At 60.4% G+C, this 26,890-nt stretch carries 24 protein-coding genes and 1 pseudogene; 9 read left to right on the top strand and 16 right to left on the bottom strand.

Translation table 11 applies throughout. The features are described from left to right. Positions 1 to 17: 17 nt before the first annotated feature. The 5 genes from ATY76_RS10790 to ATY76_RS10770 form a co-directional block, all read right to left on the bottom strand. Complete coding sequence (locus ATY76_RS10790; RefSeq protein WP_088674763.1) at positions 18 to 2,021, bottom strand: aldo/keto reductase; 2,004 nt, start codon at positions 2,019 to 2,021, stop codon at positions 18 to 20. Positions 2,022 to 2,169: 148 nt separating this feature from the next. Then, positions 2,170 to 3,252 (bottom strand): sn-glycerol-3-phosphate ABC transporter ATP-binding protein UgpC, encoded by a 1,083-nt coding sequence (ugpC, locus tag ATY76_RS10785; RefSeq protein ID WP_088674762.1) that lies wholly within the window; start codon positions 3,250 to 3,252, stop codon positions 2,170 to 2,172. Between the two features lie 13 nt (positions 3,253 to 3,265). After that, a complete protein-coding gene (locus ATY76_RS10780; RefSeq protein WP_088674761.1) occupies positions 3,266 to 4,102 on the bottom strand; it encodes a carbohydrate ABC transporter permease in 837 nt (278 codons plus the stop codon). Then, a complete protein-coding gene (locus ATY76_RS10775; RefSeq protein WP_088674760.1) occupies positions 4,099 to 4,959 on the bottom strand; it encodes a sugar ABC transporter permease in 861 nt (286 codons plus the stop codon). The genes ATY76_RS10780 and ATY76_RS10775 overlap by 4 nt, the downstream gene beginning before the upstream one ends. A gap of 85 nt (positions 4,960 to 5,044) precedes the next feature. Further along, entirely contained in the window at positions 5,045 to 6,319 is a 1,275-nt protein-coding gene (locus ATY76_RS10770) for an extracellular solute-binding protein (protein WP_088674759.1), read from the bottom strand. An 86-nt stretch (positions 6,320 to 6,405) separates the two neighbouring features. On the opposite strand from ATY76_RS10770, the gene ATY76_RS10765 reads away from it, so the two are divergent. Beyond that, entirely contained in the window at positions 6,406 to 7,326 is a 921-nt protein-coding gene (locus ATY76_RS10765; RefSeq protein WP_088674758.1) for a helix-turn-helix domain-containing protein, read from the top strand. A 148-nt stretch (positions 7,327 to 7,474) separates the two neighbouring features. On the opposite strand, the gene ATY76_RS10760 is transcribed toward ATY76_RS10765, so the two are convergent. From ATY76_RS10760 to ATY76_RS10745, 4 genes are all read right to left on the bottom strand, one after another. Next, positions 7,475 to 7,822, bottom strand: coding sequence for a hypothetical protein (locus ATY76_RS10760; RefSeq protein WP_088674757.1), 348 nt, complete (start codon positions 7,820 to 7,822; stop codon positions 7,475 to 7,477). A gap of 397 nt (positions 7,823 to 8,219) precedes the next feature. Then, positions 8,220 to 8,615 carry a VOC family protein gene (locus tag ATY76_RS10755; protein ID WP_088674756.1) on the bottom strand — a complete coding sequence of 132 codons (396 nt, stop codon included), beginning with the start codon at positions 8,613 to 8,615 and terminating at the stop codon, positions 8,220 to 8,222. Between the two features lie 17 nt (positions 8,616 to 8,632). Continuing rightward, on the bottom strand, positions 8,633 to 9,730 hold the full coding sequence (locus ATY76_RS10750; protein ID WP_088674755.1) for a Gfo/Idh/MocA family oxidoreductase: 1,098 nt from the start codon (positions 9,728 to 9,730) through the stop codon (positions 8,633 to 8,635). 10 nt (positions 9,731 to 9,740) lie between these two features. Beyond that, the gene (locus ATY76_RS10745; protein WP_088674754.1) at positions 9,741 to 10,751 is read right to left on the bottom strand and encodes a Gfo/Idh/MocA family oxidoreductase; all 1,011 of its coding nucleotides are present in this window, start codon (positions 10,749 to 10,751) and stop codon (positions 9,741 to 9,743) included. Positions 10,752 to 11,107: 356 nt separating this feature from the next. On the opposite strand from ATY76_RS10745, the gene ATY76_RS10740 reads away from it, so the two are divergent. Then, positions 11,108 to 12,268, top strand: coding sequence for a fumarylacetoacetate hydrolase family protein (locus ATY76_RS10740; protein ID WP_088674753.1), 1,161 nt, complete (start codon positions 11,108 to 11,110; stop codon positions 12,266 to 12,268). A gap of 70 nt (positions 12,269 to 12,338) precedes the next feature. Further along, the gene (locus tag ATY76_RS10735; protein WP_088674892.1) at positions 12,339 to 13,100 is read left to right on the top strand and encodes a hypothetical protein; all 762 of its coding nucleotides are present in this window, start codon (positions 12,339 to 12,341) and stop codon (positions 13,098 to 13,100) included. Between the two features lie 59 nt (positions 13,101 to 13,159). On the opposite strand, the gene scpA is transcribed toward ATY76_RS10735, so the two are convergent. From scpA to ATY76_RS10705, 6 genes are all read right to left on the bottom strand, one after another. After that, a complete protein-coding gene (scpA, locus tag ATY76_RS10730; RefSeq protein WP_088674752.1) occupies positions 13,160 to 15,298 on the bottom strand; it encodes a methylmalonyl-CoA mutase in 2,139 nt (712 codons plus the stop codon). 127 nt (positions 15,299 to 15,425) lie between these two features. Further along, positions 15,426 to 16,079, bottom strand: a complete 654-nt coding sequence (locus tag ATY76_RS10725) for a methionine ABC transporter permease (RefSeq protein WP_088674751.1) — start codon at positions 16,077 to 16,079, stop codon at positions 15,426 to 15,428. Next, a complete protein-coding gene (locus ATY76_RS10720; protein ID WP_088674750.1) occupies positions 16,060 to 17,148 on the bottom strand; it encodes a methionine ABC transporter ATP-binding protein in 1,089 nt (362 codons plus the stop codon). Before ATY76_RS10720 ends, ATY76_RS10725 begins: the two co-directional genes overlap by 20 nt. Before the next feature lie 89 nt (positions 17,149 to 17,237). After that, positions 17,238 to 18,077 (bottom strand): MetQ/NlpA family lipoprotein, encoded by an 840-nt coding sequence (locus ATY76_RS10715; RefSeq protein WP_088674749.1) that lies wholly within the window; start codon positions 18,075 to 18,077, stop codon positions 17,238 to 17,240. 244 nt (positions 18,078 to 18,321) lie between these two features. Continuing rightward, the gene (msuE, locus tag ATY76_RS10710; RefSeq protein WP_088674748.1) at positions 18,322 to 18,882 is read right to left on the bottom strand and encodes an FMN reductase; all 561 of its coding nucleotides are present in this window, start codon (positions 18,880 to 18,882) and stop codon (positions 18,322 to 18,324) included. A 221-nt stretch (positions 18,883 to 19,103) separates the two neighbouring features. After that, positions 19,104 to 20,306 (bottom strand): MFS transporter, encoded by a 1,203-nt coding sequence (locus ATY76_RS10705; protein WP_088674747.1) that lies wholly within the window; start codon positions 20,304 to 20,306, stop codon positions 19,104 to 19,106. A 351-nt stretch (positions 20,307 to 20,657) separates the two neighbouring features. On the opposite strand from ATY76_RS10705, the gene ATY76_RS10700 reads away from it, so the two are divergent. The 4 genes from ATY76_RS10700 to repC all read left to right on the top strand — a co-directional run bounded on the left by ATY76_RS10700 (position 20,658) and on the right by repC (position 25,218). Further along, positions 20,658 to 21,116, top strand: a complete 459-nt coding sequence (locus ATY76_RS10700; protein WP_088674746.1) for a helix-turn-helix domain-containing protein — start codon at positions 20,658 to 20,660, stop codon at positions 21,114 to 21,116. A gap of 356 nt (positions 21,117 to 21,472) precedes the next feature. Continuing rightward, positions 21,473 to 22,687 carry a plasmid partitioning protein RepA gene (gene repA / locus ATY76_RS10695; RefSeq protein WP_088674745.1) on the top strand — a complete coding sequence of 405 codons (1,215 nt, stop codon included), beginning with the start codon at positions 21,473 to 21,475 and terminating at the stop codon, positions 22,685 to 22,687. Between the two features lie 42 nt (positions 22,688 to 22,729). Beyond that, positions 22,730 to 23,779: a plasmid partitioning protein RepB gene (gene repB, locus ATY76_RS10690; RefSeq protein WP_088674744.1), complete on the top strand. Its 1,050-nt coding sequence runs from the start codon at positions 22,730 to 22,732 to the stop codon at positions 23,777 to 23,779. 149 nt (positions 23,780 to 23,928) lie between these two features. After that, positions 23,929 to 25,218: a plasmid replication protein RepC gene (gene repC / locus ATY76_RS10685; protein ID WP_088674743.1), complete on the top strand. Its 1,290-nt coding sequence runs from the start codon at positions 23,929 to 23,931 to the stop codon at positions 25,216 to 25,218. Between the two features lie 117 nt (positions 25,219 to 25,335). On the opposite strand, the pseudogene ATY76_RS10680 reads toward repC, so the two are convergent. Continuing rightward, positions 25,336 to 25,838: pseudogene (locus tag ATY76_RS10680) on the bottom strand (GNAT family N-acetyltransferase). Positions 25,839 to 26,015: 177 nt separating this feature from the next. Between ATY76_RS10680 and ATY76_RS10675 the strand changes: the two are divergent. Together ATY76_RS10675 and ATY76_RS34105 are read left to right on the top strand one after the other, a co-directional pair. After that, positions 26,016 to 26,582 carry a sugar transferase gene (locus tag ATY76_RS10675; RefSeq protein WP_088674742.1) on the top strand — a complete coding sequence of 189 codons (567 nt, stop codon included), beginning with the start codon at positions 26,016 to 26,018 and terminating at the stop codon, positions 26,580 to 26,582. A 121-nt stretch (positions 26,583 to 26,703) separates the two neighbouring features. Beyond that, a partial coding sequence (locus ATY76_RS34105) for a hypothetical protein (protein WP_141105002.1) occupies positions 26,704 to 26,890 on the top strand: 187 nt, incomplete at its 3' end.

Raw genomic sequence — 26,890 nt, 5'->3', positions numbered from 1 at the left:
CGCCCTTTCTTCTTTTATCAGCCTTCCAGCCACTTCACCTGATCGGGCGTCAGCCGGATGTCGAGCGCCGAGAGGCTGTCTTCCAGCTCGGCGACGGTGCGCGGCCCGATCAGCGGGATGACCGGGAAAGGCTGGGCGATGACATAGGCAAGCGCGATATGGATCGGATTGCGGCCGAGCTTGTTGGCAAGCTCGATGGCGCGGTCGCGGCGTCCGAAATTGCGTTCCGAATACCAGACGCGCACGATCTCCTCGTCGTCCTTCTTGTCGCGGCCGGCGCGGTCGGTAAAGAAGCCTCGGCCCTGGCTGGACCAGGCGAAGTTCGGGATCTGCTTCTCGTTCAGCCATTTCTTCCAGTCGTCGTCGGAGGCGGCGACGCAGCCGGCCCAGATCGGATCCAGCATCTCGGCGAGCGAGAAGTTGTTGGAGAGTGCCGCAGGTGCGGCCTTGCCTGATTTTTCGGCATAGGCGATCGCCTCGTCGAAACGCGCGCGTGTCCAGTTCGAACCGCCGAAAATGCCGCGGATGCGCCCGCGCTTGACCTCGGCATCCATGGCGTCGACGAATTCGCCGACCGGCACGTCGGTATTGTCGCGATGCATGAAATAGATGTCGACATAGTCGGTCTTCAGGCGGGCGAGCGACTGATCGAGCTGCTTGGCGATCATGTCGGGATAGCAGAGCGGCGAATGCGCGCCCTTGCCGATCAGCACGATCTCCTCGCGCGGCACCTTGCGGCTCGTATGCCAGTCGCCGAAGATCGTCTCTGTCTTGCCGGCCCCATAGACATAGGCCGTGTCGAAGGCGTTGCCGCCGGCCTCGTAGAAGGCGTCGAGCGTCAGCGAGGCCGACGCAAAGTTCGGGAAGAACTCGAAGCCGAGTGTCACGACCGAGGCCGGCTTGGAGATGCCTGGAATCTGGCGCTTCGGAATGCTGCTGCCGTGCGTGACCGTGCCGCCGGCAATGTTGGCCGTGCGCTTTACCGCCTTCTCGACGCCGTATTCGAGACCGACCGAGGCGCGCCATTGGTCGAGCACCCGCAGGTTCCCGATCGAATCCGCCCAGCTCATGCCGGGAGTGCTGAACTCCGTCTTGCCGGCGCGGATGGCATCGCCCGCCGCATCCGCCTCGAAGGAATAGAGCCAGCGATCTTCCTTGATCTCGACGGTTTCCTGTTTGCCGCCCTTGAAGATCTCGATCTTGCCGACGCCGCCCTTATGGCCGGAGGCGAACCAGAAGTCCGCGACCTCGATCCGGCCTTCGGAGCCGATGATGCGCAGCACGTTATCCTGCTGGGCCATGATCGAGCAGGAGACCTCGGCGATGATCTCGTTGGGGAACTTCAGCACGGCGGAAGCCCATTCGTCGACGCCGCTCTCTCCGAGATGGGCGACGCCCGAAACCTTCTCCGGTTCGAGGAAGGCTTTGCCCTCCGCCGCACCGGCGATCAGCCTCGCCATCGAGACCGGATAGCCGCCAACATCGAGAATGCCGCCGCCCGCCGTGTCATTGGCGAAGAGCCGGTGCTCCGGCCGGTAGCTGCCCATGTTGAAGCCGAAGCTCGAGCGGATGATGCGGAGCGTGCCGATCATGCCGCTCTTGATGAGTTCGACCAGCTTCTCCGTCTGCGGATGCACGCGGTACATGAAGGCTTCGCCGGCAAAGACGCCGGCCTTCTTCGCTTCGTAGTAGACGGCCTCGGCATCATAGGCCGAAAGCGCGATGGGCTTTTCTACAAGAATATGCTTGCCGGCGCGTGCCGCCTTGATCGCCCATTCGGCATGGCCGGTGTGAGGCGTGGAGATATAGACCGCGTCCACTTCCTTGTCGGCGAGCAGCGCCTCGTAACCATTGACGATGCGGGCGCCGGGGAAGTTTTCGGCAAGTCCAGGCTTGGAAGGATTGCGGGTGGCGATCGCCACCAGTTTGCCGGTGCGCGAATGGGCGACGCCGTCTGCAAAGGTGCGGGCGATGGTGCCGGGGCCGATGATGCCCCAGCGGATCGGTTGATCGGAAGTCATGGAAACCTCTTTCGTCTTTCTGCCTTGGGATTGCGACAGAGCATGATGCCGAAAAGTGTGAGCGGTTTTCGGACGACATCATGCTCCAACTCTTTAATTTAGAACAGGATTCAGATTTCAGGCCGGTCCGGCCTGAAATCATCCTGTTCTAGCGAAGCCGTTTGCCGGCGCCGTCGAAAAGGAATGTGCGGCTGGCGGGAAGGCCGACCGTCAGGGTCTCGCGGTTGCCGGCGGTGCGCGATTCCGGCCGCTCGATGATCAGCTGCTCGCCGCCGATGGCGGCATAGATGTAGCTGGTATTGCCGAGGTGTTCGGCAACATCGATGGCGACGGTGAGATCGGCATCGCCCATGCCGGCATCGACGAAATGCTCGGGGCGGATGCCGAGCGTCACCTTGGCGCCTGCTTGGACGGGATCGGCGACGGGAAGCGACAGGCGCGTATTGGCATCGCTTTCCAGCGCGATCACCACCCTGCCCGGCTGCGTCTCGACCACGATGGCCTTCAGGAAATTCATCTTCGGCGAGCCGACGAAGCCGGCCACGAACTGGTTGGCGGGATCGTCGTAGAGATCGAGCGGCGCGCCGATCTGCTCGATATTGCCGGCGCGCAGCACGACGATCTTGTCGGCCAGTGTCATCGCTTCGGTCTGGTCATGGGTGACGTAGATCATCGTCGTGCCGAGCTGCTTGTGCAGCCTTGATATCTCGACGCGCATCTGCACGCGCAGCTCCGCATCGAGGTTCGACAAGGGTTCGTCGAACAGGAAGACCTGGGGCTCGCGAACGATGGCGCGGCCGATCGCGACGCGCTGGCGCTGGCCGCCGGAAAGCTGCTTCGGCCGCCGCTTCATCAGCTCGGTGATCTGCAGGATGTCGGCGACATGGCGCACGCGCCGCTCGGTATCCGCTTTCGGATTGCCGTTCATGCGCAGGCCGAAGCTCAGGTTCTCCTCGACCGTCAGATGCGGATAGAGCGCATAGGACTGGAAGACCATGGCGATGCCGCGATCGGCCGGCTCGACATCGTTGACGACCCTGCCGCCGATCCGAAGCTCGCCTGCCGTAATATCCTCGAGGCCTGCGATCATGCGTAAGAGCGTGGACTTGCCGCAGCCCGAGGGGCCGACGAAGACGACGAATTCGCCGTCCTTCACCTCCAGATTGGCGCCGTGAATGATCTCGAAGCCGCCGAAGCGCTTGACGATATTGCTGAGTGAAAGCTCCGCCATGCGGCCTCCCCGATTACTTGATTGCGCCGGCCGCGATGCCGGCGATGAAATAACGCTGCAGAGCCACGAACACGACGAGGATCGGCGCCGTCAGCAGCACTGCCCCCGCCATGATGCCGCCCCAGGAAACCTTGGTCAGGCCGATCAGCGTTCCCAATGCCACCGGCGCCGTCATCATTCCCGGTTTGGAATTGATGAGCAGCGGCCAGAGGTAGTTGTTCCATGAGGCGAGGAAGAGAATGATCGCCAGCGCCGCCATGGTGGGGCTTGCGAGCGGCAGGGCGATGCGCAGGAAGATCTGCCATTCCTTGACGCCTTCGACCCGCGCCGCGTCGAAAAGCTCGCCCGGCATCATCGAGAAGGATTGCCGCATGAACAACACGCCGAGCGAGTTGAACAGCGGCGGCACGATCAGCGCCACCCAGGTGTTTGCCAGCTTGAACTCGCGTGCCACCATGATGAATTGCGGGATGACGACCACGGAGAAGGGAAGCGTGATCGTGCCGATGATGATGGCGATGACGACGGTGCGGCCGACGAAACGGTAACGTGCCAGTGCCCAGCCGGCCATCGAAGTCAACAGCACTGACAGGAAGGTGTAGATGATCGCGACGCCGACGGAGATCACCATCGCGCCGATGAAATCGGTGTCGGCCTGCAGGTTCTTGAAATTCTCAATGAAGTTGGTTGATGGCCAGAGGACGATCTCCGGGCTGAAGATGCCGTTGTCGGGCATGGTGGAGAAAACGAACATCATCCAGAGCGGAAACAGCCAGATCACCGCGAGCGGCGCCAGCACGGCGTGCAGGGCGATCTGGCGCAGGAGGAGGGATTGCGACCTGGATTTCATTTCGGATCCCTCCCGACCCAGAGATTGAGAAGCGAGATGACCACGGCAAGGGCCGCCATCGTATAGGCGATCGCCGAGGCATAGCCGAAATTCAGCGAGGTGAAGCCCTGGCGGTAGAGGAAGAGGCCGAGCGTCTCGGTGCCGCCGCCGGGACCGCCGCGATTGGTGATGAGGAAGGGCTCGGTGAAGAGCTGCATGGTGCCGATCACCGAAAGCACGACGCAGAACAGGATGATCGGTTTCAACAGCGGCAGGGTGATGTGGAAGAATTGCTGCACCTTGCTCACGCGGTCGAGCGTCGCTGCCTCATAGACATCCTCGGGAATCGACTGCAGGCCGGCGAGGATGATGATGGCGTTATAGCCGGCCCAGCGCCACGTGACGGCAAGGATGATCAGCCCCATGGCGGCATTCGCATTGTCGAACCAGGAAACCGGGCTCAAGCCGACGGCGGTGATCAGCTTGTTGATGATGCCGAAATCGAGGCTGAACATCAGCCGGAACACTGCGGCGTAGGCGACTTCACCGACGACCACGGGGGCGAAGAAGGCAAAACGGAAGAGCGGGCGTGCTTTCAGAAGCGGCGAATTGAGCATGACGGCCATGACCGTCGCCAGGGCGATCATCACGGGCACCTGGATCAGCAGGATGATCAGCGTGTTGTAAAGCGCATTATAGAAGGCCGGGTCGTAGAAGAGCCGGCCCCAATTGGCCTGGAAACTGAATTTCCACGGATTGATGCGGGTGTTCTGAAAGGAAATCAGGAACGAATCGATGATCGGCCAGACCCAGAAGGTGGCGAAAACAAGCAGATAGGGGGCGAGGAACGCATAGGCGCTCCGGGTTCTGAACGGCATCAAGCCTCCTCCTCTCGAACGAACGAATGACTGGCCGCGTTGCAAGCCGGGAAAGCCGGGCGCATCAAGCGCCCGGCATCGTCATTCATTGTGCGATCGGAAGACCGGTCGCCGAGGCGATCTGGTTGGCGGCGTCGTCGAGCGCCGCCTTCGCATCGGGGTAGCCGCCAGCGAAGAACTTCGTCTGCGTCGCCTTGAAGATGGCTTCGGCATCGCTCTGGAAGGCGGTGCCGCGGCTCGGCACGATCTTCGGCAGCGTCGCCAGGATATCTGCCCAGACCTTCTGGCCGCCCCAATAGGGCTGCGGCTCATTGACGAAGGGATCCTTCTCGGCCGAAAGCAGCGACGGAACCAGGCCGAATTCCTTCAGCATCGTAACCTGGCCCTCATTGGTGCCGAGGGCGTAGTTGACGAATTTCCAGGCTGCTTCCTTATTTGCGGAGGTCGCGGAGATGGCGAGCGACGAACCGCCGAGATTGGCCGCATGCGGACCGTCGGCGGTCAGGCTCGGCATTTTGTAGACGCCCCACTTGCCCTTGAGATCGGGCGAGGTCGAACGAACGGTGCCTTCATACCAGCCGCCATAGAGCTGGCTTGCTGCCTTGCCGGCGGTATTGGCCTGAATCTTTTCGTCCCAGTTGGCCGATGTCAGCGTGCCGGCGTCCTTCATCTCCTTCACCTTTTGCAGCGAGGCGACGCAGGCCGGCTGGTTGATGGTGATGTTCTGGCCGTCGGTCGAGAAATAGCCGCAGCCCTGCTCGTTGGCGATCATACGGAACCATTCGCTGTCGCCGTTGAAATCCGCCTGTGCCATGACGACACCGGGGTTGGCGGCGGAGATCTTCTTGCCGGCGGCGATGAAATCGTCCCAGGTGCTGATCGTGCTCGGATCGACGCCGGCCTTTTCGTAGAGGTCGCGGCGATAGAAGACGGCGACCGGGCCGGAATCCCACGGCATGGCGTAAGCGACGTCGCCGACTTCAAGCTCGGTGCGTTTGAAGTCGGGGAATTTCGCCTGGATCTCGGGCGTATAGCCAAGTTCCTTCAGATTGGCGAAGCAGTCGGGGAAACGGCTCCAGAAAATTTCAGCCTCGAAATTCTCGATGCTGACGATGTCGGGCAAGCCGTCGCCGCCGGCGGCGCAGGCCGCCAGCGTCTTGTCGAACACCTGGCTGTTTCCAAGGTCCTCCACGGTGATCTTGATATCGGGAAACTGCTTGTTGAAGCCGGGCAGCGTGGATTTCAATGCCGACGCGGCGACATTCCAGCTCCAGATGGTCAGGTTGGCCGACTGCGCGAAGGCGGAGCCGGAAGCAAGCAGTGCGACAGCTGCGGTCGCAGCAAGAAGTTTGAAGCGCATTGAAAATCCTCCCTTTTCAATTGCCGATCTTTCACGAACGCGGTTAGACTATCCGCAAGGGAGCGCCTGTCTCCTAAAAAGGGAATATGGATTTGGCGGAAAGTAAGATCGGCACGAGTGCAATCTATCGGCCTGGCGCCAGCAGCATCGAGGGCTCGCCGACCGCGCTGCAGATGTTTCATGCCCATCCGCTCGTCATGGCCATGCCGCACTGGCATGCGCAGGTCGAGGTCAACTACGTCATGCGCGGCACAGTTCACTATCGGATGAGCGATCACGAATTCCGGCTGAACGCCGGCGAAATGTGCCTCTTCTGGGGCGGCCAGCCGCATCAGATGGACGAATCCTCGGATGATTCGCTCTATGCCGGCGCCCATCTGCCGCTCATCTATTTTTTCCGGCTGCGTCTGCCGATCAGCATTTCCAGCCGGCTGATGAAGGGCGAGACGCTGCTGACCTCGGCGACGGATGCCGCCGACAACGAGAATTTCGCCCGCTGGTTCCGCTATTCCAAGTCCGGCGATTCCGCCAAGGCCCAGCACGCTGTCGACGAACTGCTGCTGCGCATCGAGCGTATTGCCCTCGAACCCTATTCGATGACGACGTCGAAGACGACCGTCAGCCTGGAAGGCGACCAGCCGCATCCGAATTCCTCGCGCAGCGTCGCGCGCATGTGCGATTTCATCGCCGCCAATTTCCTGCAAGACATCGATTCGGTCGATATTGCCCGCGCCGCCGACCTGCATCCGAAATATGCGATGAACCTGTTCAAACGATCGACCGGCATGACGCTCAGCAAATATGTGACGCTGCTCAGGCTGTCGCGCGCCCAGGCGATGCTGATGAGCGAAGGCGCCAATGTGCTGCAGGTCGCGATGGACAGCGGCTTCGGCTCGATCAGCGCCTTCAACAAATCCTTCCGCCACATCGCCGGCATGTCGCCATCGGATTTCCGCCGCGATATCAGGCTGGTGACGACGATCTCCGCCGACGCCTTTCGGAATTAGCTCAGCTGGCCGTTGGCGTAGCGCTTGCCTGAATGTGAAATTGCAAGATTGGCCACTCCACATTCGGCCGTGCTTACGTGTTTCAGAATCAGGCTGAACGGAGAATATCTCTCAGATGCTGGTGCGGCGGCTCCAGCCACCCACGGGATTAGGTACTGTCAGGCGGCGAGAAGAAGCAGTTCACGTCGTTTTCCGTCGGATGAAGGCAGATATGATACCGGCCATCGCCGGAGAGGATCTCGTTTCCGTACGGAATGAAGAAAAGGTGTGGTTTTGTGGCGAGATGGTGAGCGCCCGCACGCAGGAAAACCGAGAAACCACGAGGCCCTCGACGGATGTCCTGAGCGGAAATGGCCGCGCAATCGTCGTGAGCATTGCAGCACGCTGGAGGATAGGTCCAGCCGCTATCTGCTTGATGGGCGTCGGTGCGAGCCAGAATGCCGACGGAGACCACGGCAAACGTGGTCAGGGATATTGTCGATGTGGTGAGTGTCATTGCACACCTCCTTGGAGGCAGTCCCCCGAAAAACGCCGAGAGATTGCTCGCTAGCTGGAAGAACGCGTAGTCTACTCAGTCGATCGATTTATCGTTGGCGGACACTGGGCCGCCCCTTGAGGGTGGCCATCACTCCAATAAGAACATGGCTGTGACGAAGGCGAGTTGCAGCAGCCTTCGGGTCGAAAGCGCCATCGGACGATGCGCTCTCTTAACATACCGCTCTGCTGCGTTGAGGTGAAATCAACTTCTGCCGCGCTGCTGCACGGATGATTCTCTGTGCTCCGACAATCTCCATCTTGTGCCATACCCGAGATGATCTGGTCATAAGGGCATTGTTCAACGTGCTTTTAGGCTTCCGCATTTAAGGAAGTAGCTGAGGCCAATGGCAGATGGCTTACTTCTTCTCAGCAAGCTCGATCTGGATGCCATCGGGATCGCGCAGGAAAGCGATCTTGTGCAGCACCTCGGCATTGACCGCCAGGCGCGGCCGTTCCTTAATCTCGACGCCTGCCTTCTCCAGCCGGGCGAAGGTCTCATCGACGCTTTCGAACAGGAAGGTCAGATGGCGCAGACCTGCCGTACCATCAGGAACATCCACCGCCCTTGCCGCGCCGCCGGCCGGCGCGGAAATTTCCAGCATGCCACCGCCCGCATCGAGAAAGGTGACCTCGGAGCCGTCGGCCATCTTCTTGCGCAAGTGCAGGCGCAGGCCGAGCAGGCCGCAATAGAAAGCGACGGTGCGGTCCATGTCGCTGACGGTCATGCCGACATGCTCGAAGGATTTCAGCACGGGAGCCCCTCGCCTTCTCAGACGCTCGCGGCCGCGCGTCGTTCTTCTTCCGGAAGCCAGGAGCGGTAGAGCGGATGATCGGCGGCGATCGGCATCGGCGTCGGCTGCCCGGTGCGCTGCGAGAAATAAGCGGCCGTCACCAGTTCCAGCGAATTGCGGGCATCCTGCAGCGTCACCGGCGGGTCGGTATCCTCGGCGATTGCCTTGTGGAAGAGTTCGAACTGGCGGGTGTAGCCATCCTCGCTGGGCACGTAGCCAGCGAGCGCCTCATCGATCCGCGCCTGATGTTCCTCTGTCCCGGCGACGAACGTCCACGGATCACGGCCCATCGTATAAGGTTCGATGATACTTTCGGCGACGAGGTCGTTGAAGCAAAAGCGCAGCCGCGAGATCTCCTTGCGCGAGCCGAGCGTCATCGACAGCGTCGCCAGCGAGCCGTTCTGCATCTTCACCGAAAGGGCCGCCGTATCCTCGACCTGGATCGGATTGACCAGGGTGGCGCCATAGGAGAACACCTCGGCGCAGGGGCCATGCACATAGTTCAGCATGTCATGGGCGTGGATGGCGTGGCCGAGAAGACCGCCGCCGAGCTCGGTCGCCCATTTGCCGCGCCATGGCACGGCATAATAATCCGGGCCGCGCCACCAATGCGTCTCGATCGTCGTCAGGAACGGCTTGCCGGCAAGGCCTTGCTCGATCAGCAGCTTCAGCTTCTGCAAGCCGGAACCGTATCGATACTGGAAGATCGGCATCAGCTTCCTGCCGGGGAAGCGGGCGAGGATGCGCTCCATCTCGTCGACCTCGGCGATCGAACCGAACAGCGGCTTTTCGCAGATCACGTGCTTGCCGGATTCGATGCCCTTGCGGCAAAGCTCGAAATGCGAGCTCGGCGGCGTCGAAATGTCGATGATATCAAGGTCGTCGCGAGCAAACAGCGATTCCGCATCCTGCGTATATTCGCCGATGGCGAATTCCTCGCAGAGCGCCTTGCCGCGATCCTCGTCGAGCGAGCAGAGCACCGGAACTTCAAAGAGATCCTTGTTCCAGCCGAAGCCGGTCAGATGCCGCGCGGCGATGCCTGCGCCGATGACGCCGACGCGTAATTTTCTGGTCATGATATCCTCCTCAGCGAGCGCCGATGCGCGCGGCTTTCGTCTGGGCTTCGAGCGAAAGGCGGCAGACTTCGAAAACATGATCCTGTGTCATCGCCGTCTGCGTGCGATTGCCGACATCGGCAGTGAAAGCATCGAAATAATCGAGCTTTTCGCCGCTGCAATCGATGTGGGTCATCTCCTTGCCGTTGACGAGGAAGAGGTGATCCTTACCCGGCCGGCCGGCGATATCGATGTATTTGCGCAGCTCGATATAACCCTCGGTGCCGAGGATGGTCAGGCGTCCGTCACCCCAGGTCGGCAGCGCCTCCGGCGTGAACCAGTCGACGCGGACGTAACCTGCCGCCCTGTTGGAGCGCAGCAGCACTTCGCCGAAATCCTGGAAGGCGGGTTTGTCGGGCATGCCGAAATTGCCGATCGAGCTGGCGATGACTTCGCCTGCGGTCGAGCCGGTATAGAACAGGAACTGATCGACCTGATGGGAGGCGATATCGACGATGATGCCGCCGAAATATTCCGGATCGAAAAACCAGTCCGGCCGGGTCGGCAATTGCAGCCGGTGCGGACCGACGCCGAGCGTCTGGATCACCTTGCCGATCGCGCCTTCCCTTACCAGCTTGCCGGCCTTGACCGCGGAGCGCACGCAATGGCGCTCGGAAAAGCAGATGGAAAAGATCTTGCCGGTCTCGGCGACGGTGCGCTTGACCTCTTCGAGCTGGGCGAAGGTGGTAACACCAGGCTTGTCGGTCATCACGTCTTTGCCGGCTTTCATTGCGCGGATGGCAAGGCCGGCGCGATCGCGCGGGATAGCCGAAATGCAGATGACGTCGATCGAGGGATCGTCGAACAGCTTCTCCCGGTCGATCTGCGGCGCGTCGGGATAAGTCTTTTCAAAGGCTTCCCGCAGTGCCGGCACGGAGGTCTGCGGGCAATAGCCGACGAACTCGCCGCCGGCGGCGAGCAATCCCTTCACATGATCGAACGTATGCCCATGGTCGATTCCGACGACGGCAAATCTCAACATCGCTGCAATATCCTCCCGGGATTTTCCTGGCACCGGCCACGCCGGCATCCTCCATTTCGGCCAAAACAGATAACGAAAGCTGGCTCCTGTCAAGGCGAGAACAGCGGCGAAATCGCCCAAGCGCCTGATTAAGCATGTGAAAAATAACGATTATTTTGTATCTAAATAGTTATTTTGCCGCACGTACGATTGGAGATCCGCGTTTCGATCCGATCGGGCGAAAGTCTTTTTCCCCGGCGTATCTTGCCCGATCTCCATGAATGTGATCGATTTCGGCCGCCGCCGGGCTGGAGGGCGGCAATGACTTCGAAAATTTTCAAAGAGCGCTCCCCGCTTGCCTGTGACGGAGGATCACCATGTCTCATCCCCTTCTCGATGCCGCCGCTTCGGGTGGTCTGTTTGTCGGCCGCGTCTGGAGCCCTGAGGCTGCCGGCCCGAGCATCGTGACGCTTCGTGAGGGGATGCTGATCGACATTACCTCGCGCGAGGCACCGACGCTGAGCGCCTTGCTCGAAAGGGAGGATGCCGCCGGCTTCGTCCGTGCCGCAAACGGTAAGGCGATCGGCCCGCTTGAGGAGGTTGCTGCCAACAGCACCGGAGCGCCGGATACCGCACGCCCCTATCTGCTTGCGCCCGCCGACCTGCAGGCGGTCAAGGCCTGCGGCGTCACCTTCGCCCAGTCGATGATCGAGCGCGTCATCGAGGAGAAGGCAGCCGGCAATCCCGATCGCGCCGCCTCGATCCGCGAACGCGTCAGCGCGCTGATCGGCGGCAGCCTCACCAATCTCAAGGCCGGTTCGCCCGAGGCGGCCAAGGTCAAACAGGCCCTGATCGATGAGGGCATGTGGTCGCAATATCTCGAAGTCGGCATCGGCCCGGATGCCGAGGTCTTCACCAAGGCGCCGGTGCTCTCCTCGGTCGGTTGGGGCGCTGATGTCGGGCTGCATCCGATTTCGACCTGGAACAATCCCGAGCCGGAAATCGTGCTGGCGGTCAACAGCCGCGGCGAGATCAAGGGCGTGACGCTCGGCAACGACGTCAACCTGCGCGATGTCGAGGGCCGCTCGGCGCTCCTGCTCGGCAAGGCCAAGGACAACAACGCCTCCTGCTCGATCGGTCCCTTCGTCCGACTGTTCGATGCCGGTTACGGCCTCGATGACGTGCGCAAGGCCGAACTCGACCTGAAGGTCACCGGCGAGGACGGCTTCGTGCTCAACGGCAAGAGCTCGATGTCGCAGATCAGCCGCGATCCGACCGATCTCGTCAAACAGACGCTCGGCCGCCATCATCAATATCCTGACGGTTTCATGCTTTTTCTCGGCACGCTGTTTGCGCCGACGCAGGATCGCGACGCGCCGAAGCAAGGCTTCACCCACAAGATCGGCGATGTCGTCGAGATTTCCTCGGCTGGCCTCGGCGCGCTCGTCAACACGGTGCGCCTCTCCACCGAATGCCCGCCCTGGACATTCGGTATTTCGGCGTTGATGGGGAATCTCGCAAAGCGCGGATTACTGTAAGTTATTGAGCGCATAGCTTGTCGCGAAATGCACCGGCTTGGTGTCAGCCGCTCTGACCAACAGGTTTGCTATGAAAAATAGCTCGTTACAAAGCGGTAGCCACGAACGCTCAGATGAAGAAAAAGTGCGCCTTTGTGCCGCTAACAATGCCGACCTGTATCAGGCAATATTCCGTGCCCATGGATTGCCTGATCAGCGAACCGGCGCATTTTGGACAAGTGATGCAGTCGCACCTCCATACTATTCTAACATGACGACCCTCGACCGGGATGCAACAGAGGAGCAGCTGATTGAAATCGATCGGCTAACAGATCGGCTAGGACGGCGACCTGGAATCAAAGACAGCTATTCCAAGTTAGATCTTAACAACAACGGGTTTCGGTTGTTGTTTTCCGCATCATGGATTTGGGCTGAACCACATAAAAGTTTATTCAGTGCGCCTCAAGGTTGGGTACGCGTTCGCGAGGCGGCTGCGCTGGATCGCTGGGAACGTTCCTGGAAAAAGTCTGGTAGCCCGACCAATGCCAACGTCTTCACTTCTGCCCTGCTTTCCGATCCCGACATGCACATCTACGGTCGACTGGCCGGCGACGCATTTGATGCGGGATGCATCGCAAATCGATCGCCGCAGGTTGTAGGGATCTCCAATATTTTTAGTTTGGCTGGTACGCCGCAGGCCTTCCAAGATGCAATTTCATTGGCCACTATCACCTTTTCTGTCGATTCGCCCCTTGTCGGATATGATCGCGGTGAAGCTCTAGACGAAATGAAAAAGCTGGGTTTCAAGCCCGTCGGCCAATTGCGGATCTGGCTATCTGATGAGGGCGCATAAACACTTTCCCCTTCGTTCTCCATTAGCGTTGTATAGCTGGAAAACAACGGTACGCCCTCTTACTGATTCCGCCGCCTGCCTTGCAGCAGATCGAGCACGGAGTTCGCGGCTTCCAGAACGTTTGTGCCCGGACCGAACACGGCGGCAACGCCGTGTTCGTGCAGGAATTCATAATCCTGCTGCGGGATGACGCCGCCGCAGACGACGATAATTTCGCCCCCGCCCTGCGCCTTCAGGCTGTCGATCAACTGCGGCAGCAGCGTCTTGTGGCCGGCTGCGAGCGATGAAACGCCGATAACATTGACCTTTTGACCGAGCGCCATCTGGGCGGCTTCATCAGGTGTTTGAAACAGCGGTCCGGCAAGCACGTCGAAGCCGATATCGCCGAAGGCCGAGGCGATCACCTTGGCGCCGCGGTCGTGGCCGTCCTGGCCGAGCTTGGCGACCATGATTTTCGGCCGATGGCCCATGGCATCGGTCACCTCCGCCATGCGGGTCTTGAGCACGGCAAGTTCCGGCTCGCTTCTATAGGCATCGCCATAGACATCCTTGATCACCTCGGGCGTTGCCGCATGATCGCCGAAGGCCTGCCGCATCGCGTCGGAGATTTCGCCGACGGTGGCGCGGGCGCGCGCCGCCTCGACGGCGGCGGCAAGCAGGTTGCCCTTGCCGCTGCGGGCGACCTCTGAAAGTGCGGCAAGCGCTTCTGCGGCCTTTGCGCTATCGCGCCGCCGCTTGGTTTCCTCGATCCGCCTGACCTGCGCGCTGCGCACGGCGGCGTTGTCGATCGCCAGGATGTCGATCTCCTGCTCGGTCTCCAGGCGGTATTTGTTGACGCCGACGATGACTTCTTCGCCCTTGTCGACCGCCGCCTGGCGTCGGGTCGCAGCCTCCTCGATCAGCCGTTTCGGCAAGCCCTCGTTGACGGCTTTTGTCATGCCGCCGAGCGCCTCGACTTCCTCGATCAGCGCCCATGCCGTGTCGGCAAGTTCCTTCGTCAGGCTCTCGACATAATAGGAGCCGGCCAGCGGATCAACCACATTCGTCACGCCGGTTTCGTGCTGAAGGATCAGCTGCGTATTGCGGGCGATGCGGGCGGAAAATTCCGTCGGCAGCGCGATCGCCTCGTCGAAGGAATTGGTGTGCAGCGACTGCGTGCCGCCAAGCACGGCCGACATCGCCTCGAAGGCGGTGCGGATGATGTTGTTGTAAGGGTCCTGCTCCTGCAGCGACACGCCGGAGGTCTGGCAGTGGGTTCGCAGCATCAGCGACGACGCCTTCTTCGGCTGGAATTCCTCCATGATGCGGGTCCAGAGCAGCCGGGCGGCGCGCAGTTTCGCGGCCTCCATGAAGAAGTTCATGCCGATCGCGAAGAAGAAGGAGAGCCTGCCGGCGAAATCGTCGACATCGAGGCCTTTGGCGATGGCGGCCCGGACATATTCGCGGCCGTCGGCAAGCGTGAAGGCGAGTTCCTGCACCAGTGTCGCTCCGGCCTCCTGCATGTGATAGCCGGAGATGGAGATCGAGTTGAACTTCGGCATCTCCCTTGCCGTATATTCGATGATGTCGGCAACGATGCGCATCGAGGGTTCGGGTGGATAGATATAGGTGTTGCGGACCATGAACTCCTTGAGGATGTCGTTCTGGATCGTGCCCGATAGGTCGGATCGCGAAACGCCTTGTTCTTCACCTGCGACGATGAAGGAGGCGAGGATCGGGATGACCGCGCCGTTCATGGTCATGGAGACGGAAATCTTCTCCAGCGGAATGCCGTCAAACAGGATCTTCATGTCCTCGACGCTGTCGATCGCCACACCCGCCTTGCCGACATCGCCTTCGACGCGTGGGTGATCACTGTCATAGCCGCGATGGGTGGCGAGATCGAAGGCGACGGAAACGCCCTGCTGGCCGGCGGCCAGCGCCTTGCGATAGAAGGCGTTCGAGGCCTCCGCCGTGGAGAAGCCGGCATATTGGCGGATCGTCCAGGGGCGCCCGGCATACATGGTCGCACGCGGGCCGCGGGTAAAGGGCGCAAAACCCGGCAGCGAGCCGAGATGTTCGGCGCCATCGATATCCTCGGCCGTATAGAGCGGCTTGACGGCAATGCCTTCCGGAGTTTGCCAGGTCAGCGTTTCGGGCGCGGCGCGCAATTCCTTCTGCGCAAGTTCCGCCCAATCCGACAGCGTCTTCTTCGTCATGCGTCTCCTCCGGCTTTTTGATCCGCACCTTATCATTTCACAGGCGCTTGATGCGATACAGCCTTAGGACAATTCGCGCAGCAAAGCATTCACGGCGCGCGTTCCGCCGCAAGCTTCTGCCCTGGATCTATTTATGATCCAGTTTGGCCACCAGCCGGTCGCCGACCCATTGGATGCCGCAGACGAGGACGATGAGGACGGCCACGACCGCGATCATCACATCGGTTTCGAAGCGTTGATAGCCGTAGCGGATGGCGAGATCGCCGAGGCCGCCGGCGCCTATCGCGCCTGCCATGGCCGAAGCGCCGATCAGAGTGACCAGCGTGACGGTGAAGCCGGCGACGATGCCGGGCAGCGCTTCGGGCACGAGCACTTCGCGGACGATCGTCCAGCGATTGCCGCCCATGGCGCGCACGGCATCGATCAGCCCACGGTCGACCTCACGCAGCGATACTTCGGCGATGCGGGCGTAGTAAGGTGTTGCGGCGATGGCGAGCGGCACGATGGCTGCCCAGGTGCCGAGCGCCGTGCCGACGATCAGCCGCGTCAGCGGGATCAGTGCCACCAGCAGGATGATGAAAGGCACGGAGCGGAAGCCGTTGACGACAGCACCGAGCGCGCGATTGATCCAGAGATTTTCGGCAATGCCGCCGCGCGCCGTGACGACAAGCGCAAGGCCGAGCGGCAGGCCGGCGACGAGCGAAATCACACCCGAGGCGAGGGTCATCAGAACCGTCTCCCAAAGCGAACGAAGAAGCAGTTCAAACATGATCGGTGTCATAACCAAGCACCTCTACCCGGGCCGACCGGGACGTCAGGAATTGTTCGACCTTCCCGGCGAGCGCGGGATCGCGGGTGGGAACGGCGATGAAGAACCGCGCCACCGGCTGGTTCTGAATGTGGTCGATTCCACCGTGAACGAGGCGGAAGGAACGGGGCAGCGCAGCTGAAAGATCGGCAAAAAGAGCGCCTTGGGCTTCAGGTCCGGCAAGATCGATGCTGAGGATCGCCTCGCTTCCTCCCGTTGCCGAAAGCCGGCCGGCAATATGGGCAGGGAGCTGCGGGCGGATACCGCCGAGCAGGCTCCTTGTGATCGCTTGCTCCGGATTGGCGAAGACCGACCAGACCTGCCCTTCCTCGACGATCCGCCCGGCATCGATGACCGCGACGCGATCAGCAATGCCGCGCACGACTTCCATCTCATGCGTGATCAGCAGGATCGTCAGTCCAAGCTTACGGTTGATGTCTTTCAACAGCGCCAGGATCGACCGGGTCGTCTCGGGATCGAGCGCGGATGTCGCCTCGTCGGACAAGAGCAGCGCCGGGCGTGCCGCAAGCGCCCGCGCGATGCCGACGCGCTGCTTCTGGCCGCCCGAGAGCGACGCCGGATGGGCCCTCGCCTTGTCGGCAAGACCGACGAGATCGAGCAACTCATGCGCCCGCTTCAGGCGCTCGGCCTTCGCAACGCCCTCGATCTTCAGCGGTAGCGCGACATTATCTTCGACCGTCTTGGCGGACAGCAGGTTGAAATGCTGGAAGATCATGCCGATGCGGCGGCGCAGCGGCTGCAGCTCCTGTTCCTGAAGGCCGGTGATGTCGCGGCCTTCGATGCGGATCTCGCCGCTGTCAGCGCGCTCCAGCCCGTTCAGGCAGCGGATCAAGGTCGATTTGCCGGCGCCGCTGCGGCCGATGATGCCGAGAATTTCGCCTCTCTTCACCTGCAGCGAAATGCCGTCGAGCGCAGCCGTCGCTCCGAACCGCCGCTTGACGTCGGTCAGTCTCACCACTTCTTCGGCCGCGCCAGCTTGCGGCTGTGCCTCGACCTCGGTGGTGGAAACAAACGAATTCATGTGCTTTTCCTTACAAACACCGAAGGCGGCCCGGGCAAGAAACGCCCGGGCCGCCTCTCGGCAGGCCTTAACCCCGGCCTTATCTCGGATCAATAGGCGCTGAGACCCGTTCCCTTGTAAACCTTGTCGAATTCAGCCTTCACGGTGTCGTTCTGATAGGAAGACACCAGCGTCCTGACCCAGTCGGCATCCTTGTTCTCTTCCTTGACCGCGATGAAGTTGCGGTACGGATTGTCGGCGATTGGTTCCTGTGCAATGCGCTCGGCCGGCGAAAGACCGCTCTTCAGCGCCCAGTCGGTATTGACCACACCGGCATCGAGATCATCGATCGAGCGGCCGACGATGCCGGCATCGAGCTCCTTGATCTCGATCTTCTTCGGGTTCTCCGTAACGTCGGCGACCGTCGCGAGAATCCCCGCATCTTCGCTGAGCTTGATGAGGCCCTCATTCTGGAGAACGCGGAGCGCCCGGCCTTCGTTCGAAGGGTCGTTCGGAACGCCGATCACGGCGCCCTCTGGGATTTCGGCGACGGACTTGTACTTCTTGGTGTAAAGGCCGATCGGCCAGACGCCGGTATAGCCGACAGGGGCGATATGATAGCCGTGCTGCTTGACCTGATTGTCAAGATAGGGCTGGTGCTGGAAGGCGTTGGCGTCGATTTCGCCGCGCTCCAGCGCTTCGTTCGGCTGCGTGTAATCGTTGAAGATGACGGTTTCGATCTTGAGGCCCTTCTCGGCCGCCTCGCTGGTGACCACCCGCCATACATCTTCATCCTCGCCGGCCATGATGCCGACCTTGATCGACTTGTCCTCGGCAAAGGAAGGAGCGGGTGCTGCAAAGGTGAAAAGCGCGGCGGCGGAAACGGCGACGGCCGCAAGAGCGGCGCGGCGCGAAAAGTGAAAGCCGTGAAGGTTTTTGTTCTTGGTCATTGTATATCCCGTCTGACTGAATGAGGCCGAACGCCCCGAGCAGGCTGATCATTGCAAATGCGCGGATCGCGAGCGAAGCACGAAAGTCTGATGTATTGGAAAGGCCGGAAAAACTCTTGCCGCGCCATCGATATCGGCAGGATAAATTTCCATTAAATTTGTGGATTTATTACGGCTCGTAAGCACATTCTAAAAAATGAAACGGCGCCCCGAGGGCGCCGGTTCGAACCTATTTGGGCACTCTTCACTCGGCAGCGATAAGCGCTCGGTTTTGGATGGGAAAGAAGGCCGACAGCTCGCCGATGACCTCTCCGATGCGCTTGGAAAGCGGCTCGGATGAGACGCGATAATCGGTGAAATCACGGTCGGAAGCATAGACCGCGGTCGGCAGCGTGTGTGACATGAAGAAGCCGAAGAGCGGCCGCAGCTGGTGCTCGACCATCAGCGCATGCCGGTCACCGCCGCCGGTCGCGGTGATGACGATTGGCTTGGCGCGCAGCTCATGCGGGTCGATCAGGTCGATCAAATGCTTGAAGAGACCGGGATAGCTGCCCTTGTAGGTCGGCGCTCCGATGACCAGAAGATCGGCGTTGACGATGTCGTCGATGACCTCTTTGGCGCGGCTGTCGAGATCGTCACGGCGCAGCGCCTGGCCGAGCGAAGGGCCGACGTCGGTCAGGTCATAGAGGGTGTTCTCGAAGCCGTATCTTTCAGCAGCGAGGCCGGCGACGTTTTCGACAAGCGCGAAAGTCTTCGAGGGGCGGTTGAAGCTACCGGCGAGGCCGACCAGTTTCAGAGCAGACATGCCATTTCCTTCCAATATCGTACCGGGACCGACGTCATTATTGGCACGAATATTATCTATAAAAATAGTGGATTAAAGGAATGGCGATCCCTCTTCGCGATAGGAGAGGAAAAATACGTGCGTCCCATCCGCAGCCCGCTGGGTGAAATCGCGGAAGCATCACGCGCGGAATATCGGCGATATTCCGGGCGTGAACGCGTCTTTCTCTGCGGGCGACCGGCTCAGGCCGGCTTCTGCTTGGGAATGCGCGGCAGGAAGACGGTCAGGAGACCAAGCAGCGGCAGGTAGGAGCAAATCCGGTAGACGAAATCGATGCCATGAGTATCGGCGAAATCGCCAAGCAATGCTGCGCCGAGCCCCCCTGCCCCGAAAGCGAAGCCGAAGAACACGCCGGCAATCAGCCCGACGCGCCCGGGCACCAGTTCCTGTGCGAAGACGACGATCGCCGAGAAGGCCGAGGCGAAGATTAGGCCGATCACGATGCTGAGGACGCCTGTCCAGAAAAGATTGGCATAAGGCAGGAGCAGGGCAAAAGGAATGACGCCAAGGATCGAGAACCAGATGACGAAACGGGCGCCGAAGCGATCGCCGATCGGCCCGCCGAGGAAAGTGCCGACGGCGACCGAGCCTAAAAAGAGGAAGAGCATCAGCTGCGCCTGCTGCACGCTGAGTTGGAATTTGTCGATGACGTAAAAGGTGAAGTAGCTCGACACGCTCGCCATATAGACGTTCTTCGTCGCCGTCAGCAGCACGAGGATCAGCAGCGCCCAGACGACCCTGTTCTGCGGCAGCGGCAGGGCTCTGCTTACCGCCGGCTTGCTGGCGTTCTGGCGCCTGTGGCTCATGTACCAGTTTCCGACCCAGCTCAGCACGATCATGCCGACCATGGCGATGGCGGAGAACCAGGAGACGCTGTGCTGGCCGAGCGGCAGCACGATGAAGGCGGCAAGCAGCGGGCCGATCGCCTGGCCGGCATTGCCGCCGACCTGGAAAAAGGACTGCGCAAAGCCGTGACGGCCGCCGGAGGCAAGACGGGCGACGCGCGAGGATTCCGGATGGAAGACCGCGGAGCCGAAGCCGATCAGGCTTGCGGCGACCAGCAGCAGCGAAAAGTTGCCGGCGTTGCCGAGAAGAATGAGGCCGCAAAACGTGCTCGCCATGCCGACCGGCAGCGAATAGGGCATCGGCCAGCGATCGGTAACGATGCCGACCAGCGGCTGCAGCAGCGAAGCTGTGACCTGGAATGTCATGGTGAGGAGGCCGATCTGAACGAAATCGAGATCGTAGTTCGCCTTGAACAGCGGATAGAGCGAGGCGAGCAGCGACTGCATGATATCGTTCAGCATATGACAGAAGCTGACCGCCATCAGGATAGACATGGTTGTCTTTTCAAAACGAGGCGCGCTCTCGGCAACGGTTGCCATGAATATTCCTCCTGCACAGGCACGTTCAGTGCCGTGCCGCATCGATTTTTTACGGATTTTCGAGCGATCGGGGCCGGGAGACACTCGAGCGGCGGTCGCTTCAGTGGATTTAACGTAAGCCGGGCGGCAAGCACAGCCCAGTTTTAACAGTATCGGTACGGATTTTGTTCGATTTATTCTTCCGCCGATCGGATTTCGCTGAGTTCCGGTCTCGCATGGCGGTTTTCATATCACAGTCCGTCGCGATCAATCGCATGTCGGATATGCTATGTGAAAACAGCCATGGAAAAGCAGCGCGGGGGATACTACAGCTGCGCCGATTGAAAATGCGATCGAGGCTGAAAACACGCGATGAATGTCAAGACACCCAATGCAATAGACAGCTATGTCGGCGCCCGCATAAGAATGCGTCGGCAATTGCTCGGAATGAGCCAGGAGCGGCTCGCCGATCAGATCGGGGTGACCTTTCAGCAGGTTCAGAAATACGAGAAGGGCATCAACCGCATCGGCGCGAGCCGCCTGCAGCGGATTGCCGAAGTGCTTCACACCTCGCCGAGCTTCTTCTTCGAGCAGGGCGATTCCGAACCGCTGACGCTGCAGGGGCTGGACCTGCCGGCGAATGGAGATCCGGTGACTGAATTCCTCAGGACGAAAGAGGGTCTGGTGCTCAACCGCGCCTTCCTGAAGATCGCAGACCAGAATATTCGCGAAACGATCATCGCGCTGGTAAATGCAATGGCCCAGGCAGAAAGCAACGGCGCAACATTCGGGGGCTCTTTGCCGGATGGCGTCCATCCGCCCGGGAGATAACCGAGAAGTTCTGGGCATTGCGGGTGATGCCCCCCCCGCCCGCGTTGGTGTCGAGCAGATGCACTTGGCCGCTGCGGGCCCGCAGCGGTAATCACGGCTGCGACCATTCTCGATATTTCGATTCCGACGCATTGTGATCGGTTATGATGCCGGTTTGCGGCTCAGGCGAGTCGGCAGATGCATGCGAAGTTACCCACCGGACCGCGGCCTGTTGGCGGACTCAAGCCTTTGAAAAAGATTGGACAACCTCGCGATAGGGTCTTGTTAACCCTATTTGCCTTGCGACTCGTTCAGAATCGGCGCTAAATGCGCTTTCATAGTGCGCAGGGCTTTTAAATCGCATTTTCGAGATTTCCATGAATATGGCGCCGCAGATAGAAAAGGCAATTTCTGATGTCGACCAGCTGATTATTGGTCAGGCGCAGGAACTGTCCGACAAGCTCAAGCAGCATCGGCTGGAAATGTTTCCGCCGCGCGCGCTGAAGGGCCTGCGGCAATTTCAGTTGGCCGAAGTCGCGCGCTTCCTCGGCGTCACCAGCGGCTATCTTCGCAATTTATCGCTGGAAGGCAAGGGCACCCTTCCCCAGGTCACGCCCTCGGGCCGCCGCTCCTATACGGCGGAGCAGATGGAAGAGATGCGCGCTTTCCTGGAGCATCATGCGCGTGCGGGAACACATTATCTGCCCCATCGCCGCGGCAACGAACATCTGCAGGTCGTGGCCGTCGTCAACTTCAAGGGCGGCAGCGGCAAGACGACGACTGCCGCACACCTTGCCCAGCACCTTGCGCTTACCGGTCATCGCGTCCTCGCCGTCGATCTCGACCCGCAGGCTTCCCTCTCCGCCATCCATGGCTTCCAGCCGGAATTCGACGTCAACGAGAATGAGACGCTCTACGCCGCCATTCGCTACGACGATCAGCGGCGGCCGCTGAGAGAGATCATCCGGCCGACGAACTTCCCGAACCTTCATCTGGTGCCGGGTAATCTCGAACTGATGGAATTCGAGCATGATACGCCGCGCGTCCTCGCCCAGGGCAAGACCGGTGACTATGGACGCGTCTTCTTCGCGCGGCTGGACGAGGCGCTCTCTTCGGTGGCAGACGATTACGATATCGTCATCATCGACTGCCCTCCCCAGCTCGGTTTTCTCACCATGAGCGCCATCTGCGGCGCGACGGCGGTTCTGATCACCGTCCACCCGCAGATGCTCGATGTCATGTCGATGTGCCAGTTTCTGCAGATGCTCGGCGAAGTGCTGAACACGCTGAAGGGCGCCGGCGGCAACATGAACCTCGACTGGCTGCGTTACCTCGTGACCCGCTACGATCCGCAGGACGGACCGCAGACGCAAATGGTCGCCTTCATGCGATCGATGTTCAAGAACCATGTGCTGACCAATCCGATGCTGCGCAGCGTCGCGATCTCCGATGCCGCCATGACCAACCAGACGCTTTACGAGGTCGAGCGCAGCCAGTTTACCCGTGCGACCTATGACCGGGCGATGGAAGCAATGGATGCCGTCAACGCCGAGATCTCCGATCTCATCCACAAGGCTTGGGGGCGGAAATGACCGGGAAGTTTACTGCGGTAAACTGCAATAGGGAGCGGGCTGATGGCGCGTAAGAATCTCCTCTCGGGACTGATGGACGATTCCAAGAAGTTTACTGCGGTAAACAGTGAGGACGAGCCGCTTCACAAGGACGAGAAACAGCAGATCACCTATAAGGGGATCGGTGCTCTCGGCGCCGTGACGCGCAGTATCGACGCGCTGGCTGCCAAGGCCGATGCAGCCAAGGCGATCGAAGAGAAGCTGGCGACGGGTGAGACGGTGATCGATCTCGATCCCGCCCTGATCGAGGATTCCTTCGTGACCGACAGGCTGGCTCATACCGACGAGCAGTTCCGCGAACTGGTCGAAGCAATCCGCCTGCGCGGCCAGGATTCGCCGATCCTCGTGCGTCCGCATCCTGAAAAGGACGGCCGGTATCAGATCGCCTTCGGCCACCGCCGCGCCCGGGCCGCCAAGGAGCTCGGCCGGCCTGTTCGCGCCGTGGTCAAGAAGCTCGACGATCGCGACCACGTCATCGCCCAGGGGCAGGAAAATTCGGCGCGCGCAGATCTTTCCTTCATCGAAAGAACGAGGTTCGCCGACAAGCTCGACACGCTGGGTTTCGACCGGGAAACGATCATGTCCGCGCTCAGCGCCGACAAGACGACGGTGTCCAAGATGCTGTCCGTCACCAAGCGGATTCCGGCCGAGGTTCTGGCAGCGATCGGCGCGGCCAAGACAACTGGCCGCGACCGCTGGCACGATTTGTCGGTGCGGTTCGAGACCGAGACTATCGGCGCTCGCGCGATCGAATTCACCAGGTCGCAGGAATTCGAGACGGCGGAGCCGGACGCCCGTTTCGACATGCTCGTTGCCTTTATCAGCAGAAGGCCGCAGCAACCCTCATCCATAGCGGGCCCGAAGCCGGTTCGCGCCTGGCAGCGTCAGGACGGCGCGGTCAAGGCGAAGATCAAGGATGACGGAAAACAGTTCACCATCGCGCTGAAGGCCGAGAAGGCATCTGCTTTCGGGGCCTATATCGCCAGCAATCTGGACCGTCTCTACGAGGCGTTCGAGAAGACACAGGATTTGACGAAAAACGGAGATCAATAAGCAAAAGAAAAGGCCCCCGAACGTTGCCGTCGCGGAAGCCCTCTCTGATCTAGACACCCAGAGAATCACATTTCCGCGAATCATAGTCAAGAGTCTTTGGCACCGAATTTGGTGAGCCGTGATCTTTTGCCTTGAAGAAGGCGAAAAGAATGGAAAGCGGAAGTGTGACGACGCCTTTTGGGCGGCGGCCGATGACGCTTGGCATGTTGGCAAGCCAAGCGTCGGCCCGAAAGATCGAGCCCGGCCAATCAATCGACAAGTGGAAACTTTACCGCGCCCTGTGCGAGGCCAAGCCTTTGCTTGGGATCACCGACCGGGCGCTCGCTGTGCTGAACGCCTTGCTGAGCTTTTATCCCAAGGGCGAACTCTCCCGGGAAAGCGGGCTCGTCGTTTTTCCTTCCAATGCGCAGCTCTCGCTGCGCGCGCATGGCATGGCGGAACAGACCATTCGCCGTCATCTCGCGGCGCTCATCGAGGCGGGGTTGCTCATCCGCAAAGACAGCCCGAACGGCAAGCGCTATGCGCGCAAGGAACAGGGCGGGGAGATCCGCGAGGCGTTCGGTTTCTCGTTGGCTCCGTTGCTCGTGCGCGCCGAGGAGATCGAACGGCTGGCGGCCGAGGTGGCGGCCGAACGGCTGCAGTTGCAGCGGCTGCGGGAACGCCTGACGCTTTGCCGCCGTGATATCGCCAAGCTCATCGAGATGGCTTTGGAGGAGGGGGCTGCCGGCGGTTGGAACAAGATCCATCTGCATTTTCGCGCCGTCATCGAGCGCCTGCCACGGTCACCTTCCGCCGATCAAGTGGCCACCACCCTCGATGAGCTGGAGTTGCTGCGCGAAGAAATCGTCAATCAATTGGAAATGCAGGTTAAAGCTCAAAATCAAAGCGGCAATGCCCAACATTTTGAGCGGCACATACAGAATTCAAACCCACATCCCTTTATTGAACTTGAACCAAGCTTCGAAACGAAGCAGGGCGCAACCGCAGATGATCGATCGGCAGGCTGGGCCGAGCCGATAACACGAATACCGAAAAACGAAGAGCGGGACGGGCGTGCCGCGACTACGAAATCGGCCTCCTCTACCAACGACAGGCTGAAATCCTTCCCGCTGGGGCTCGTGCTGCAGGCCTGCCCCGAAATCGCAGCCTATGGGCCGCAAGGCTCGGTCGGCACGTGGCGCGACCTGATGGCGGCGGCCGTGGTCGTGCGCTCGATGCTCGGCGTCAGCCCGTCGGCCTATGAGCAGGCCTGCGAGATCATGGGTCCGGAAAATGCCGCCACCGTCATGGCCTGCGTTCTCGAAAGGGCGGGGCACATCAACTCCGCCGGCGGTTATCTGCGCGACCTGACGCGCCGCGCCGAAAGAGGGGAATTCGCTATCGGACCGATGTTGATGGCGCTTGCCCGCAATTTACCGGTCAGAGGGAGGACAGGATGAATTTGCTTCCACGGTCCTGACGAAAATTATTATGGTTAACGAAGTGTGACGGAAATGAAGGGCCAAATAGCTTCTGGTTGGCAGGTTCCCGCTTTTGTATCAGCAGTTTAGAAATTCTCAAACGGCCGTACGGGGCGTGCTGCCAAGCCTGAAACGCTTTTTGATCCTGTCGACGGGTGTTCCGTTCAGAAGCGGAACCTGCACAAGCCTGTCATAGGGCTCGAAGCCCATTTTTGCGTAATAGGCGAGACCGCTGACGTTGTCGGCGCGAATGGTGGCATTGATGAAGGCGAGGCCGAGCTCATCGGCTGCTGCCCGAGTTGCGGGAAAAAGCGCACGACCGACTCTGGGGATCTTCGGATCGATACGGGCAAATGTCGCGATATCGGCATATCCTTTCGGCGGGTCGTCATAAAGGCTGAGCGACTGGAAGCCTGCAACCGACCGATCCTGCTCGGCGACATGGCAGACAAGGGGAATGCGCCGTCGATGAACCAATCCGCGAACTCCGAAGCCGAAAGAGGCGTCTCGAGCGCCGTTGTTCCGCCCGCCGCAATGATCTCGTTCAGGAGGCTGCACAGCTCCTCCGCGTCGGCGGATACCGCTTTTCGAATATGCATGTCTTTCCTACCTCGCATTGGGACAGCGTAGCGACGGCGTCAGAAGAGCACAAGCGACCATCTCGGCCGTCGACGAGCGTGCTTAGACGAAATCCTGCAGTTGACGGCAAAACACTTTTTGACGATAGGGCAGGGGTAGCGGAACGGCGCCGCTTGGCAATGGAAGAAGCAGGGAGCATGCGTTTGAAACGGGCGGTGGATTTTTTCCTGGCGGTCATTGCGTCGCTGGTGCTGCTCGTTCCGAGCCTTGTCGTCGCGCTCTGTGTTCGCCTTACCTCGCCGGGACCGGTGCTCTATTGGTCAAAGCGTGTCGGCCGTTTCAATGAGATCTTCCTGATGCCGAAATTCAGGAGCATGCGCATCGACACGCCGACGGTCGCCACGCATCTGCTCGACAATCCGGACCGGTTTCTGACCCCCATCGGCTCGTTTCTTCGCAAATCCAGCCTCGATGAGCTGCCGCAACTCTGGTGCATTCTCACGGGGAAGATGAGCTTCGTCGGACCGCGTCCGGCGCTCTATAATCAGTATGATCTGATCGAATTGCGGACGGCCCACGGCGTCGACAAGCTCCTGCCGGGGTTGACGGGATGGGCGCAGATCAACGGACGAGACGAATTGCCGATTCCTGAGAAAGTGAAATTCGATGTTGAATATCTCGAGCGGCGCTCGTTCGGCTTCGATCTGCGCATCCTGTTTCTCACCGCAGAAAAGGTGATCCGCCGAAAGGGAATCACGCATTAACTTGCCTACCTCAGATAGATAAGCGGTTCGAAAGGCCGCGCTTTCCGATTATTTCAGTTGCGCTCGTTGCAGAAAATGACAAGAAGGTGTTGTCCATTTGATCGCGAGACGCCGGTAAGCAATGCCTGAAAATACCCCCACTGAGACGCCACGCTCGGGATGGTTCTTAGTGCCGATGCAGGCGCTCGTCGCCCCTCTTCTGGCAATGCCGCGCGCTGCCAAACGCGCACTGGCATTGCTGGTGGATTCCGCCTTTTGCGTGCTGACGATTTGGCTCGCCTATTGCTTCCGTCTCAACGAATGGACGG

The organism is Rhizobium sp. R339 (assembly GCF_002211395.1).
In the GTDB taxonomy this organism is placed as follows: domain Bacteria; phylum Pseudomonadota; class Alphaproteobacteria; order Rhizobiales; family Rhizobiaceae; genus Rhizobium.
The sequence above is the reverse complement of the archived record's forward strand: the minus strand, read 5'-3'. Positions and strand labels throughout refer to the sequence as shown.

What these genes read in the sequence shown, in the direction of transcription:
- ATY76_RS10790 (WP_088674763.1), bottom strand. Translation starts at nt 2,021, where the DNA reads ATGACTTCCGATCAACCGATCCGCTGGGGCATCATCGGCCCCGGCACC.
- ugpC (WP_088674762.1), bottom strand. Translation starts at nt 3,252, where the DNA reads ATGGCGGAGCTTTCACTCAGCAATATCGTCAAGCGCTTCGGCGGCTTC.
- ATY76_RS10780 (WP_088674761.1), bottom strand. Translation starts at nt 4,102, where the DNA reads ATGAAATCCAGGTCGCAATCCCTCCTCCTGCGCCAGATCGCCCTGCAC.
- ATY76_RS10775 (WP_088674760.1), bottom strand. Translation starts at nt 4,959, where the DNA reads ATGCCGTTCAGAACCCGGAGCGCCTATGCGTTCCTCGCCCCCTATCTG.
- ATY76_RS10770 (WP_088674759.1), bottom strand. Translation starts at nt 6,319, where the DNA reads ATGCGCTTCAAACTTCTTGCTGCGACCGCAGCTGTCGCACTGCTTGCT.
- ATY76_RS10765 (WP_088674758.1), top strand. Translation starts at nt 6,406, where the DNA reads ATGGATTTGGCGGAAAGTAAGATCGGCACGAGTGCAATCTATCGGCCT.
- ATY76_RS10760 (WP_088674757.1), bottom strand. Translation starts at nt 7,822, where the DNA reads ATGACACTCACCACATCGACAATATCCCTGACCACGTTTGCCGTGGTC.
- ATY76_RS10750 (WP_088674755.1), bottom strand. Translation starts at nt 9,730, where the DNA reads ATGACCAGAAAATTACGCGTCGGCGTCATCGGCGCAGGCATCGCCGCG.
- ATY76_RS10745 (WP_088674754.1), bottom strand. Translation starts at nt 10,751, where the DNA reads ATGTTGAGATTTGCCGTCGTCGGAATCGACCATGGGCATACGTTCGAT.
- ATY76_RS10740 (WP_088674753.1), top strand. Translation starts at nt 11,108, where the DNA reads ATGTCTCATCCCCTTCTCGATGCCGCCGCTTCGGGTGGTCTGTTTGTC.
- ATY76_RS10735 (WP_088674892.1), top strand. Translation starts at nt 12,339, where the DNA reads ATGAAAAATAGCTCGTTACAAAGCGGTAGCCACGAACGCTCAGATGAA.
- scpA (WP_088674752.1), bottom strand. Translation starts at nt 15,298, where the DNA reads ATGACGAAGAAGACGCTGTCGGATTGGGCGGAACTTGCGCAGAAGGAA.
- ATY76_RS10725 (WP_088674751.1), bottom strand. Translation starts at nt 16,079, where the DNA reads ATGACACCGATCATGTTTGAACTGCTTCTTCGTTCGCTTTGGGAGACG.
- ATY76_RS10720 (WP_088674750.1), bottom strand. Translation starts at nt 17,148, where the DNA reads ATGAATTCGTTTGTTTCCACCACCGAGGTCGAGGCACAGCCGCAAGCT.
- ATY76_RS10715 (WP_088674749.1), bottom strand. Translation starts at nt 18,077, where the DNA reads ATGACCAAGAACAAAAACCTTCACGGCTTTCACTTTTCGCGCCGCGCC.
- msuE (WP_088674748.1), bottom strand. Translation starts at nt 18,882, where the DNA reads ATGTCTGCTCTGAAACTGGTCGGCCTCGCCGGTAGCTTCAACCGCCCC.
- ATY76_RS10705 (WP_088674747.1), bottom strand. Translation starts at nt 20,306, where the DNA reads ATGGCAACCGTTGCCGAGAGCGCGCCTCGTTTTGAAAAGACAACCATG.
- ATY76_RS10700 (WP_088674746.1), top strand. Translation starts at nt 20,658, where the DNA reads ATGAATGTCAAGACACCCAATGCAATAGACAGCTATGTCGGCGCCCGC.
- repA (WP_088674745.1), top strand. Translation starts at nt 21,473, where the DNA reads ATGAATATGGCGCCGCAGATAGAAAAGGCAATTTCTGATGTCGACCAG.
- repB (WP_088674744.1), top strand. Translation starts at nt 22,730, where the DNA reads ATGGCGCGTAAGAATCTCCTCTCGGGACTGATGGACGATTCCAAGAAG.
- repC (WP_088674743.1), top strand. Translation starts at nt 23,929, where the DNA reads ATGGAAAGCGGAAGTGTGACGACGCCTTTTGGGCGGCGGCCGATGACG.
- ATY76_RS10675 (WP_088674742.1), top strand. Translation starts at nt 26,016, where the DNA reads ATGCGTTTGAAACGGGCGGTGGATTTTTTCCTGGCGGTCATTGCGTCG.